Source organism: Moraxella nasibovis, from assembly GCF_029581575.1.
GTDB lineage: Bacteria > Pseudomonadota > Gammaproteobacteria > Pseudomonadales > Moraxellaceae > Moraxella > Moraxella nasibovis.
Window position 1 is genome coordinate 1744818 of record NZ_CP089975.1, and the last position, 12533, is coordinate 1757350.

At 46.0% G+C, this 12533-nt stretch carries 11 protein-coding genes; 4 read left to right on the forward strand and 7 right to left on the reverse strand.

Going from position 1 to position 12533, the window contains the following annotated elements; all coding sequences use genetic code 11:
• Positions 1–64: 64 nt before the first annotated feature.
• Both LU290_RS08325 and gdhA read right to left on the reverse strand, forming a co-directional pair.
• Entirely contained in the window at positions 65–1459 is a 1395-nt protein-coding gene (locus LU290_RS08325; protein WP_277808140.1) for a D-2-hydroxyglutarate dehydrogenase, read from the reverse strand.
• 212 nt (positions 1460–1671) lie between these two features.
• The gene (gene gdhA, locus LU290_RS08330) at positions 1672–3012 is read right to left on the reverse strand and encodes an NADP-specific glutamate dehydrogenase (protein ID WP_277808141.1); all 1341 of its coding nucleotides are present in this window, start codon (positions 3010–3012) and stop codon (positions 1672–1674) included.
• Here gdhA and LU290_RS08335 point away from each other — a divergent pair.
• Positions 3011–3319 carry a hypothetical protein gene (locus tag LU290_RS08335; RefSeq protein ID WP_277808142.1) on the forward strand — a complete coding sequence of 103 codons (309 nt, stop codon included), beginning with the start codon at positions 3011–3013 and terminating at the stop codon, positions 3317–3319. The genes gdhA and LU290_RS08335 overlap by 2 nt on opposite strands.
• 5 nt (positions 3320–3324) lie before the next feature.
• On the opposite strand, the gene LU290_RS08340 is transcribed toward LU290_RS08335, so the two are convergent.
• From LU290_RS08340 to LU290_RS08360, 5 genes are all read right to left on the reverse strand, one after another.
• Entirely contained in the window at positions 3325–4770 is a 1446-nt protein-coding gene (locus LU290_RS08340) for a C13 family peptidase (protein ID WP_277808143.1), read from the reverse strand.
• A 165-nt stretch (positions 4771–4935) separates the two neighbouring features.
• Positions 4936–5976 (reverse strand): tRNA (adenosine(37)-N6)-threonylcarbamoyltransferase complex transferase subunit TsaD, encoded by a 1041-nt coding sequence (gene tsaD, locus LU290_RS08345; protein WP_277808144.1) that lies wholly within the window; start codon positions 5974–5976, stop codon positions 4936–4938.
• A gap of 151 nt (positions 5977–6127) precedes the next feature.
• Complete coding sequence (locus LU290_RS08350; RefSeq protein ID WP_277808145.1) at positions 6128–6598, reverse strand: hypothetical protein; 471 nt, start codon at positions 6596–6598, stop codon at positions 6128–6130.
• Positions 6599–6792: 194 nt separating this feature from the next.
• Entirely contained in the window at positions 6793–8568 is a 1776-nt protein-coding gene (locus LU290_RS08355; protein WP_277808146.1) for a sodium:solute symporter family protein, read from the reverse strand.
• Between the two features lie 3 nt (positions 8569–8571).
• Entirely contained in the window at positions 8572–8838 is a 267-nt protein-coding gene (locus tag LU290_RS08360; protein ID WP_277808147.1) for a DUF4212 domain-containing protein, read from the reverse strand.
• 360 nt (positions 8839–9198) lie between these two features.
• Here LU290_RS08360 and LU290_RS08365 point away from each other — a divergent pair, with 360 nt between their 5' ends.
• The 3 genes from LU290_RS08365 to prpC all read left to right on the forward strand — a co-directional run bounded on the left by LU290_RS08365 (position 9199) and on the right by prpC (position 12513).
• Entirely contained in the window at positions 9199–10131 is a 933-nt protein-coding gene (locus LU290_RS08365; RefSeq protein WP_277808148.1) for a LysR family transcriptional regulator, read from the forward strand.
• 232 nt (positions 10132–10363) lie between these two features.
• On the forward strand, positions 10364–11254 hold the full coding sequence (prpB, locus tag LU290_RS08370) for a methylisocitrate lyase (protein WP_277808149.1): 891 nt from the start codon (positions 10364–10366) through the stop codon (positions 11252–11254).
• 95 nt (positions 11255–11349) lie between these two features.
• A complete protein-coding gene (gene prpC / locus LU290_RS08375) occupies positions 11350–12513 on the forward strand; it encodes a bifunctional 2-methylcitrate synthase/citrate synthase (RefSeq protein WP_277808150.1) in 1164 nt (387 codons plus the stop codon).
• Positions 12514–12533: the final 20 nt, after the last annotated feature.

Here is a 12533-nt window from a genome sequence, read left to right on the forward strand (position 1 = left end):
ACAGCACAAAAATAAAGCACCCAAAAAAGGTGCTTTATTCATGTAAATCCGACCGTACAATCAATCAAACATCAAAAATCTTGCCACGATTGATGATGTTATTCGGGTCAAACACCGCCTTAACCGCTTTCATATATTCAATCTCGGCAAGCGAGCGAGTATAATCCAAATACGGCTTTTTGGTCATGCCCACACCGTGTTCGGCAGAGATTGAGCCTTTGTATTTTTGCACCGTTTCAAAGACATATTGATTGACCACTTGGCATTTGCCAAAAAATTCATCTTTGGAGAGGTTTTCAGGTTTTAAGATGTTCAAATGCAAATTGCCATCGCCAATATGCCCAAACCAGCAAATCTCAAAATCAGGATAATTGTCCTTAACAATCTTTTCAATATCGGCAATAAAATCGCCCAAATGCGTAATTAATACCGACACATCGTTTTTGTAAGGGGTGAATACCGAGATGGTTTCGGAGATGCTTTCACGCAGCTTCCAAAGTTCGTGCAACTGCCCCACGCTTTGGCTCATCACGCCATCAACGATGAGTCCGTCTTCGGCACATTGCTCAAACACGCCCATCGCTGTGTTCAGCACTTCATCGCTGATGGCTTCAAATTCAAGCAACACATAAAATGGCGTTTGGCTGTCAAATGGGGCTTTGGCGTGTCCAGCACTGATGACTTTTTCAATGGCAACTTGGTCAAAAAACTCAAAAGCAGTCAAAGTCAAAGCGGTATTAAAGCGTTTGAGCAGTGCCACCACCGAGCCAAAATCAGGCACGCCAAGCACCATGGCGGTCAAATCAACAGGCTGTTTTTCTAATTTGATGAGTGCCTTAGTAACAAAGCCAAGCGTACCTTCTGCTCCGATGAACAAATGACGAAAATCATAGCCCGTGGCGTTTTTGAGCATACCGCCGTTCAACTCCAGAATGTCGCCTTTGCCTGTGACGACCGTCAAGCCCAAGATTTGATTGCGAGTCATGCCATAGCGAATGACCTTGATGCCACCTGCGTTTGTACCGATGTTGCCACCGATTTGGCTTGAGCCTGCGGACGCAAAATCCACGCCATAGTACAGTCCACGACTTTCGGCAAATTCTTGCAAGGCTTTGGTGATTACACCAGCTTCCACTTCTACCATGCGGTCGGCTTCATAAAAAGTACCGATGGCGCTCATCTTGTCAAAACTCACCACCACTTCGCCATTTGCCGCCACTGCCCCTGCTGACAGACCTGTGCGACCGCCAGACGGTACAAGGCAAACCTTGTGTTCATTGGCAAGGCGGACGATTTGGGCGACTTCTTCGGTGGTGCGTGGAAAAACGATGGCTGATGCATCTGGGGCGAAATGTTTCGTCCAGTCCTTACCCCAGTTGTCTAGGCTGCCTTCGTCAGTTTTGATTTGGCTGTCGGTAAGGATGCTGCGGACTTCGTCCAAAAAAGCGGTGTGGGTCATGAAAATTCTCTATACATCTTTAAAATGTGTGGAATGACTGACAAATGTCATGCAATGACGCATTATAACCTGTCAGCGATGTGGTGTAAATGGCAAAAAAGTTGTGACATGAACAACAAAAATTTTGGCTTTCAATGGCAAGCCAAGCATCAATCAAAACAAAAATCCGCCCATGACGAGCGGATTTCGGTTTGATATTTATCCATCAAAGATTATAGGTAGCCATACGCCACAAGTGCGTTCGCCACTTGGGTAAAGCCTGCGACATTGGCGCCTGTCATATAATCCACCGCACCTTTGGTTGTGCCGTATTTTTTGGCAGCTTCTAGCGAGTTGTCGTGGATGTTTTTCATGATGTCTTGCAATTGAACATCGAGTTCCTCAAAGCTCTTGTACTGACGCACAGAGTTCTGGCTCATCTCCAGACCAGACACCGCCACACCGCCAGCGTTCGCTGCTTTACCTGGTGCATAAGCGATGCCGTTGTCACGCACGATGTCGATGGCTTCTGCGGTCAATGGCATGTTTGCACCTTCGCTCACATATTTTACGCCATGCTTAACCAATGCTTTTGCATTATCTGCATCCACTTCGTTTTGGGTGGCGCAAGGCAGTGCCACATCAGCATCAAACTGCCAAGGCTTTTGACCTTCTAGCCATTCGCCGCCAAATTCTGACACATAGTCAGCCAACGCTTTACCTTCTGCCTTGTGGTTTTTCACCCAGTCAATTTTCTCTTGGGTGAAGCCGTCTTTGTCCACCAAAGTACCTTTTGAGTCAGAGAAAGTGATGACTTTACCGCCCAAGTGTAGGCATTTTTCGGCAGCGTATTGTGCCACATTGCCTGCACCTGATACTAAGACAGTTTTGCCTTCTAGGGTTTCGTTGTTTACTTTTAGCATATTGTCAAGGAAATACACGAGGCCATAACCAGTCGCCTCAGTACGAATCAGCGAGCCGCCATGACCCACGCCTTTACCAGTCAATACGCCTTCAAATTCACGGGTTAGGTTTTTGTACATCGCAAACATATAGTTTACTTCACGACCGCCCACACCGATGTCGCCTGCTGGCACATCCATGTCTTTACCGACATTTTTGTGAAGTTCACGCATGAACGCATAGCAGAAACGGCGGATTTCAGCCTCACTTTTGCCCTTAGGGTCAAAGTCTGAGCCACCCTTAGCACCGCCCATAGGCAGACCAGTCAGGGCGTTTTTGAAAATTTGCTCAAAGCCTAAGAACTTCAAAGTGCCTTCGGTTACGGTTGGATGGAAACGGATGCCGCCTTTATATGGACCGATGGCATTGCTAAACTGCACACGCCAGCCACGGTTAACTTGCACTTCACCTTTGTCATTTTCCCAAGTCACACGGAAAGAGATGATGCGGTCAGGCTCGCACAGGCGTTCAAATACTTGTAGGGTCTCAAATTTTGGGTTGTCGGCATAGACCTGCTCGATGGTCATGGCGACTTCTTTAACCGCTTGGATAAATTCTGGTTGATGAGCGTAGTTTTTTTCAACTTTTTCGATGGCTGCTTTGATGGTCATGGCAGGTTTCCTTGTTGATGTTAATGAAAATGGCTGCAAATACAGATTGATTATTTTGACCGATAGACATATCAGTATTCACAATATAATAAAATTTGGGGTAAATTGCAAATATTATTCACAAAATTTTATCAATATATTAAAATTTATGATATATAAAGAGACATCAACAGTTTTTGCAAATATATTGACATTGTACATGCCAAATTATGTTTTTAAATCTCATTTGATGGCACCAAACAGCCACAAAAAAAGCCTTGCTATGAGCAAAGCTTTTTGGGGAATTATTATTGGCAACTGGCTTTGAGCGCATCATTTGGCATCTTCAGCTTGGGTGAATTTTGGCAGCGTTACGACAGGATTGCTGGCGTGATAAAACAGCGCCTTTTCTAGCTCAGGCAACGCCGTCTGCATCATCGCACCCACCACCATCTGCGGCTCCGACGGCTCAAATCCCATCAGTGCCTCACGCTCGCCCACACGACGACGCGCCTGCTTAAATGCGCCATCAAGCGTGTTCTGCTCACGCATACTCTCTGCAAAAAACGCTCGCCCAAAGTAAGTCATGTCCGCATCGTCACTGCACCCAAAAGACGCACGGTCAGCACGGCTGGCGGTGATGATCACCGTCGTCGGGCTAGACAGCGCCTGAATGAAAGCGCCTGAATAACAAGACGACACCACAATCACCCGCCAGCGAATGCCAGACGCATCAAGTGTGCCACGCAGCCAAACAGGATCGATCTCATCGAGCGTCAAAGGCGGATTGGTCATCACCAAATCTCCCAAAATACTGCCAGACTCATCCACCGCCCCATGCGAGCTTAAAGTCAAAAACAGCACATCTTCCTCGGTGTTCATCTTCATGCCAATGTCTTTTAGCGTCCGTGCCAAGCTGGTGCGAGAGGCAATCGGATACTCCTCCCAAGTGTGTGGATTATTGATGAGCGAAATGGAGCGATCTTTCATACCAAAGCGCGCGTCAAACAGCTGATTTGCCTGCTCAATTTCGCTGGCAAAGACATTTTGCTCGGCATAGCCTGCCACACCCACAAAGTACCACTCGCTCTTGCCACGCACACCTTTGGCGATGGCGGAGAGATTTTGATCAAGCAGCAGCGCTTGGTCATAAAACTGACGCTCGCTTAATGTCGGCGAGGCTTTTTCTGCCTTAAAAATCGGCTGATCAGCGACATTTTTTTGCCACACCACCAGCAGCGCCACCGCCCCTGCCAACATCAAAAGACGCTCCCACCACGACCAATGCAGCTTTTTGGCAAAAATCCACAGCAAAGACGCCGTCTGCCACACAAACAAAAAAGTAAACAGCGTCGGCAAAACACCATACAAAAAGGACGGCAACCAACCCTTAATGTCCAAAAACTGAATGCTACTTTGCAGCAGCACCAGCATCGTGTCAGCCGTCAGCCACAGCACCACAGGCACGAACAGCAGCGAATAATTCATCGTCCTTCTTGCCAAAATGATGCCCACCACCAAGATGATGACCGGCCAGATCAAATAGCTGATGAGTCCTTGCTCATTAAACAAGCCGTGCTCACTTGCTGATAAGTAGCCAAATAAAATATTCGCCCCTGACGCTGCCAGCAGCAACACCACAAACTGCGAAAAAGTCGGACGCACTAAGGCAAAAGCACGAATGCTGCCGACAAGCATGTGCAAGGCGGCGCTGATGTTTGAAAATAAATTGGCGGAGAATCTGGGCAATGATTCGATTTTTAGGGAGGATAAAGGCACGATGAGCTTCTTTTAAAAGTAAAATTGGCAAACTGCCCTATTTTCTCAAAATACGCCCATGCACGCAAGATAAATTTAAAGCGATGACAAGATTGGATAAGATGCTTTATGGTTGATGGCAAGTATGGGCGATTGAGCATTTGCTGATGGCAAGTCATGACGCTGTCACTGCGATGTCACATCCAGCGTCTGCATGTCCCATCTTGGTACACACGCCACCGAAAGACCGTCCGTTTGTCCCAGTTTTAGGCGGCAATATCCAGCGTAGGCAATCATCGCCCCATTGTCCGTGCATAGCTCAGGCGGTGCGTAATAGACGCTGGCACCGATTTTGGCAAGTGACTTTTCAAGCTCGGCACGCAGTCGCTGATTGGCAGACACGCCCCCTGCGATGACTAGGCGTTTTAGGTTGGTTTGTTTTAAGGCTTTGGTGCATTTTTTGACCAAAGTATCCACCACCGCATATTGAAAACTTGCCGCAATATCCGCTCGCACACGCTCATCGCAGTCGGCATTTGGCGTGTCTTTGATGAGATTATGCACCGCCGTTTTCATACCGCTGAACGAAAAATCCAGCCCCTTGCCAAGCATCGGACGGGGCAATTCATACGCCAGATGATTGCCTGTTTCGGCAAGTTTGGCGACATTTGGTCCGCCTGGATAAGGCAAGCCGAGCATTTTTGCCGCCTTATCAAAGCACTCGCCTGCTGCATCGTCAATGGACTCGCCAAGCACGGTGTATTGTCCCACGCCTTCCGCCTGCACAAGCATCGTATGACCGCCAGACACCAGCAGGCACACGAACGGAAATTGCACCGCATCGCCCAAAATCATCGGAGCAAGCAAATGCCCTTCCATATGATGCACACCAATGGCAGGCACACCCCACGCATAGGCAAGCGTCCGCCCAAACAACGCCCCTGTCATCAACGCCCCAATCAGCCCAGGACCTTTGGTATAGGCGATGGCGTCAATGTCGCCTTTGTCAATATCAGCCTGTGCAAACAGCTCGTCAAGCAGCGGCACCAATTTACGAATATGATCACGACTGGCAAGCTCAGGTACGACCCCACCATAAGTGGCGTGTAGCTCAATCTGACTGTACAGCACTTGGGCAAGCACGCCGCCTTTGCCGTCATTCATCTGACTGTCATAAATCGCAAGCCCTGTTTCATCGCAGGAAGTTTCTAAACCAAGTACTTTCATGAATAGCTCTATTTTGTGATTTTATCATTATGGCTTATTATATCATGGATTTATATCGCAAATTTGCATTAGATTCACCACTTGTTATTTTGCCAATTTTAGGCAAATAAAAAGCCGTCCAAAGACAGCTTTTATGCCAATATCGCACCAATCACTGACAAACGGCTTTGGTGATGTCATCGGTCATTGGCGTTTTACCCCATTTTGGCGCATCAGAAAAATCTGACTGCATACGATCTCGGCAGTCCACCAAAATCTGCGTGTGCTGTGCTGCCATGCGTCTTTCAAAAAAGTACAAATTGGCTTTTTTAATGTCGCCTGCCATCGGCTCTTTTACACCCTCAACCGCCACAAATTTTAAAATCGGCGGCTTAGCATACGACCACGGCTTATAAAAGGCAGGCTCAGCGTGCGTCGCCACCACCGCTACCCCCTCTGGCAGGCGGCTTTTGGTATGCTCAAACCAAGTATATTCACTAAACACCTGAAACCCCATCATGCCAAGTCCTGCCGCCGCTGGCACAATCCAGTGTGGCAACTTTTTAATCAATAATCTTAACGACAGTGCCACGCCTGCCGCCATAAAACCTGACAATACTGTCGCAATCAGCTCCCAAAACATGATTTTCTTCCTTTTAGAAATACAACAATCATCTGCCCACACCGACAGACAAACATCGCTTTCACTATATCACAAAGACACTTGCTTTAATAGCAAAATTTTTGACATTTTTATAAAAATTTCTTTGATTTTCATACAGTTATAAAAAATGCAAGCCCTAGAGCCTGCATTTTTTTTTGGTTTAAGAACAATGATTAGTGATCAATCGCTGCGCCTGCACCTTTTGGATAGCGTACGCTTTCAACAAGGTCTTGAATCTCTTGTGGCGGTGGTGCTGTCATATAAGAGACAACAAATGCAACCACGAAGTTCAAGAGTGCGCCGATAGGACCGATGCCCAATGGGTTGATGCCCATGATCCAGCCTGATGCATCATCTGGTAGCATTGCTGTACCTGGAATGAAGAACCAGCCTTTGAACAAGAAGATGTACACGCAAGTGAAGATCAAACCCGCCAGCATACCCGCTACCGCACCTTTATTGTTGATGCGTTTTGAGAAGATACCCATCATCAGCGCAGGGAATAGTGATGAACCTGCAATACCGAATGCCAGCGCAACCGTTTGTGCTGCAAAGCCCGGTGGATTCATACCTAGCCATGTTGCAATCGCAATAGAGACAACCATCGCAATACGAGCAGCATTCAATTCACCCTTATCTGAAATATCTGGTTTTAGAACCATCTTAATCAGGTCGTGCGAAATTGCTGATGAGATAGCAAGGAGTAGACCTGCGGCAGTCGATAGTGCCGCTGCGATACCACCTGCGGCGATCAAGCCAATGACCCAACCTGGTAGGTTTGCAATCTCAGGGTTGGCAAGTACCATGATGTCGTTGTTTACATCCAGTTCGTTGCCTTTTAGACCTTTGGCTTCGGCAGCTGCCAAGAATGCTTCGTCTTTTGACTTGTCATTATAGTAGTCGATCTTGCCGTTACCATTTTTGTCTTCGAATTTCAAAAGACCAGTCGCTTCCCAGTTTCTCATCCACTCTGGACGAGCTTCATAGTCGATTGGCGCAGAAGTCGTGCCTTGTGGATACACAGTCTCAACCAAGTTCATGCGAGCCATAGAGCCTACCGCAGGCGCTGCTGTGTATAGTAAGGCGATGAACACAAGCGTCCAACCTGCTGACGAACGAGCATCAGAGACCTTATTTACAGTGAAGAAACGGATGATGACATGTGGCAAACCTGCTGTACCAATCATGAGTGACAAGGTCAATAGGAACATATTTAGCTTGTCTGGCACATCGGCAGTATAAGCCGCAAAGCCCAGATCAGTAACCAGTGCATCAAGCTTGTTAAGCATGGTCATGCCGCTTTCGACATCAATGCCAAACATACCAAGCTGTGGAATTGGGTTGCCAGTGATGTTTAGTGAGATGAAAATTGCAGGAACGATATAAGCAATCATCAACACCACATATTGAGCCACCTGTGTATAGGTAATCCCTTTCATACCGCCAAGTACGGCATAGAACAGTACCACGATGGCGGCGATGATAAGACCTGTGTTCTTATCCACTTCCAAAAAGCGAGAGAACGCCACGCCTGCACCCGTCATCTGACCGATCACATAAGTGGTACACGCCAAAATCAAGCACACCACCGCAATCAAGCGAGCAGGCTTAGAGTAGAAACGATCGCCAATAAAGTCAGGTACGGTAAATTTACCAAACTTACGAAGATATGGCGCAAGTAGCAAGGCAAGCAGTACAAAGCCGCCCGTCCAGCCCATCAAATAAGCAGACGCAGCATAGCCACCCATCGCAAGCATACCTGCCATCGAGATGAAGCTGGCAGCACTCATCCAGTCAGCACCAGTTGCCATGCCGTTTACGACAGGGTGAACACCACCGCCTGCGACATAGAATTCTTCGGTTGAGCCAGCACGAGCCCACAGTGCGATACCAAAGTATAGCAGGAAAGACGCACCAACGAAAATCAAATTAATGACAAATTGACTCATGGCTTAGTCCTCCTCTACGCCAAATTCTTTGTCTAGCTTGTTCATGCGCCAAGCGTAGAAAAAGATCAAAGCAACGAAAGTAAGGATGGCACCTTGCTGACCGAACCACAGTCCAAGGTCTGTACCCATGAATGTGATACCCATCAAAGCTGGGCGAAGTAGAACGGCGAAACCGAGTGAGCAAATCGCCCACACAATCAAGCAGCCGATAATGATACGCACATTGGCTTTCCAGTAGCCTGCGACGTCTTTATCTGTACCATGTGACATGGTAACCTCCTTGTAAATTGCCAAAGCAATTTAAAATACACTTCCCTAATAAAATCCTTTTAAGACCTTAATGTCCTAAAAATCTACCACTCAAAATCTTATTAAGAAAGCAGACCTAGTTATTAAAATTCCATAACATCCAGCCGATACGCAAGAGATTTACTCATACAAATCAGCCAGTGAATCGCATAATAGCATAATTTTTTAGCTTTTCAAGTACTTTTGCAAAAATTTTAGAATTTTTTTTAACTTATTTGCAACAATATAGCAACCTAAATTGCAAACTTAAACCACTTGCCAAAAGCCCTTTCCACTCCACCGCTTTTATGCTACTCTACACACTCATCATGGAGTTTTTAAATGGATTTGCATCAGCTAAGCGCCTTTATGCACATTGCCAAAACGGGCAATTTTAGCCAATCTGCCAAAGCCCTAAATATGTCGCAGCCGACCTTATCTCGGCACATTGCCCAGCTTGAGCAGGCATTGGGGCAGACGCTCATTCATCGCACACACCGTCCAATGACGCTCACGCCAGCAGGGGCTTTCTTTTATCAGCACGCCCAAAAAAGCGTCAATGAATTAAACGAACTCATCACGCTCACCCAAAACTTTGGCAAATCGCCCACAGATACGCTCACGATTGGGTTTGTGGCGTCGATTTTGTACGGTTTATTGCCTGATGTGATTGGCGAATTAAAAAGCAAATTGCCAAATCTTACCATCAAACTTTTGGAAGTTGGCTCAAATGAACAACCCACCGCTCTTAAAGCAGGACAGATTGATGTGGGCTTTGGGCGACTTATGTCGTCTGATGCATTCATTCGCCAGACTTTTTTAAGGCACGAAAAGCTGATGGTCGCTTTGCCTTGTCAGCATAAACTTGCGACCAAAAGGTCGTTGTCTTTTTCGGTATTGGCTGATGAAATGCTGATTTTGTATCATCGCACACCCTTGATTCTTGGCGAAGGACAGACGCTAGACCCCCTACTTCGTCTATTTCACGAACGCCATCTGTATCCGACACACACCCAAAAAGCCAGCGACATTCAGATTGCCCTAGGTTTGGTATCGGCAGGCGAGGGCATTACGCTTGTGCCAATGAGCCTAAAAGGCGTGCGTCGTGAACAAATCGCCTATGTGCCGCTAGAATCGCCTGATGCGACTTTTCCCATTTATCTAAATACGCTCAATAATAATCCAAACCCCAATATCCTAGCCCTGCTTGATGCAACTTATGCCATTTATCAAGCCAAAACTATCGAACATCAGCCAAGAATCATCAATTTGTAACTAAATATTTCAAAAATCACTGCCATTATCTACATTTTGCATAACTCTCTGGGCTAAATTATCCAAAATTTGACGATAAGTATTCATTTTTTGAATACTTATCTTTTTGGCAATGATTTGCTGATTTTACACAAAGATTTGGCTATGGCGTTTGGTTAAAATTGCCGTTATACTAAAAATTAACCAATCAGTTTACTTTCATTCACTCACAGCCAACTTAAGGATAATAGCAATGAGTATTTCAGCAGGTCGCCGTTTTCGTGATGCCATCAATAGTGAAAAAGCAAACGGTCGCCCCCTTCAAATCGTCGGCACAATCAATGCCTATACCGCCATGATGGCAACACAAGTCGGACACAAAGCGATTTATTTATCTGGTGGCGGTGTTGCCAATGCGTCTTTTGGTTTGCCTGATTTGGGTATGACCAGTCTAAATGATGTTTTGACTGACGCCACACGCATTACCAATGCTGTGGACACGCCACTTTTGGTAGATATTGACACAGGTTGGGGTGGCGCATTTAACATCGCTCAAACCATCAAACAAATGGAAAAAGCAGGGGTCGCTGCCGTACATATTGAAGATCAAGTCACTCAAAAGCGTTGTGGGCATAGACCAAATAAGGAAATTGTTAGTACTGCTGAAATGGTAGATCGTTTAAAAGCTGCTTTAGATGCCAAGACCGACCCTGATTTTGTGGTGATGGCTCGCACTGATGCGTTGGCAGTAGAGGGTTTAGACGCTGCTGTCGAGCGGGCGGTTGCCTTTGCCGAAGCAGGTGCTGATATGATTTTTGCCGAAGCACTTACCGACATTGAACAATACCTTAAATTTACCGATGTGTTAGACATTCCTGTTTTGGCAAATATGACAGAGTTTGGACAAACTGACTTATACACCACCGAACAATTATTCAATGTCGGTGTCGATATGGTGCTTTATCCACTTTCTGCATTTAGAGCGATGAATAAAGCTGCACTCAATGTGTATCAGACGCTAAAAGATGATGGTGTGCAAACTGCCGTATTAGATACGATGCAAACGCGTATGGATTTGTACGATTTCTTGAACTATCACGCTTTTGAACAAAAGTTAGATGAATTGTTTAAAAAAGGCAAATAATCATCGTTAAAATCCCAAAAATCACACGCCAGCATTAGCCCAATTTGCCAATGCCAGCATAATTAACAATCACTGTCAAACAAAAGGAGTTTATCATGACAGACGCTCAAACCCTACCACAAACCCCTAATTTTAAGCCCAAAAAATCAGTCGCCCTAAGCGGACAAATCGCAGGCAATACCGCCCTTTGTACCGTTGGTAAATCGGGCAATGATTTGCATTATCGTGGTTATGATATTTTGGATTTGGCAAAAACTTGCGAATACGAAGAAATCGCTCATCTTTTAATTCACGGACATTTGCCAAACCGCTATGAGTTAATTGCCTATAAGCAAAAATTAAAATCAATGCGAGGACTCCCAATTCGGGTCATTGAAGTATTAGAAAGTTTGCCTGCTCATACGCACCCAATGGATGTTTTGCGGACGGGCGTTTCTATGCTTGGCTGTGTATTTCCAGAGCGAGAAAGTATGCCAACCAGTGAAGCCCGTGATATTGCCGATAAATTATTGGCGTCTCTTGGTTCTATTCTTTTGTATTGGTATCAATATTCGCACAATGGCAAACGCATTAGCGTGGAGAGTGAAGAAGATAGCATTGGCGGGCATTTCTTGCATTTATTGCATGGCGAACGCCCATCAGAGAGCCATATTAAGGCGATGCATATCAGCTTGATTTTGTACGCAGAACATGAATTTAATGCGTCCACATTCACAAGCCGAGTCATTGCGGGAACGGGTTCGGATATGTATTCTTGCATCACAGGCTCGATTGGGGCATTAAAAGGCCCGAAACACGGCGGTGCGAATGAAGTCGCTTACGACATTCAAAAACGCTATCGCAATGCTGATGAAGCCGAAGCCGATATTAAAGAACGCATTAGCAAGAAAGAAATTATCATTGGCTTTGGACACCCTGTTTATACCATCGCTGATCCAAGGAATGTGGTGATTAAACAAGTCGCCAAAGATTTAAGCGAAGAAACAGGCGATATGCGACTGTTTGACATTGCCGAGCGATTAGAGACGGTCATGTGGGACGAGAAAAAAATGTTCCCGAATCTAGACTGGTTCTCGGCGGTGTCTTATCAAAAAATGGGCGTGCCTACTGCAATGTTTACCCCATTATTTGTCATTGCACGCACCGCAGGTTGGTCAGCTCATATCTTGGAGCAACGAGCGGACGGTAAAATCATTCGCCCAAGTGCCAATTATACCGGTCCTGAGAATTTGGCATTTGTGCCGATGAATGAGCGGTAATTAAATAAAACAAGGGCATA

Excerpts from the sequence above, each read along its gene's own strand:
- prpB (WP_277808149.1), top strand. The coding sequence starts at position 10,364 with ATGAGTATTTCAGCAGGTCGCCGTTTTCGTGATGCCATCAATAGTGAA.
- LU290_RS08350 (WP_277808145.1), bottom strand. The coding sequence starts at position 6,598 with ATGTTTTGGGAGCTGATTGCGACAGTATTGTCAGGTTTTATGGCGGCA.
- gdhA (WP_277808141.1), bottom strand. The coding sequence starts at position 3,012 with ATGACCATCAAAGCAGCCATCGAAAAAGTTGAAAAAAACTACGCTCAT.
- prpC (WP_277808150.1), top strand. The coding sequence starts at position 11,350 with ATGACAGACGCTCAAACCCTACCACAAACCCCTAATTTTAAGCCCAAA.
- LU290_RS08365 (WP_277808148.1), top strand. The coding sequence starts at position 9,199 with ATGGATTTGCATCAGCTAAGCGCCTTTATGCACATTGCCAAAACGGGC.
- LU290_RS08335 (WP_277808142.1), top strand. The coding sequence starts at position 3,011 with ATGGCAGGTTTCCTTGTTGATGTTAATGAAAATGGCTGCAAATACAGA.
- tsaD (WP_277808144.1), bottom strand. The coding sequence starts at position 5,976 with ATGAAAGTACTTGGTTTAGAAACTTCCTGCGATGAAACAGGGCTTGCG.
- LU290_RS08325 (WP_277808140.1), bottom strand. The coding sequence starts at position 1,459 with ATGACCCACACCGCTTTTTTGGACGAAGTCCGCAGCATCCTTACCGAC.
- LU290_RS08355 (WP_277808146.1), bottom strand. The coding sequence starts at position 8,568 with ATGAGTCAATTTGTCATTAATTTGATTTTCGTTGGTGCGTCTTTCCTG.
- LU290_RS08360 (WP_277808147.1), bottom strand. The coding sequence starts at position 8,838 with ATGTCACATGGTACAGATAAAGACGTCGCAGGCTACTGGAAAGCCAAT.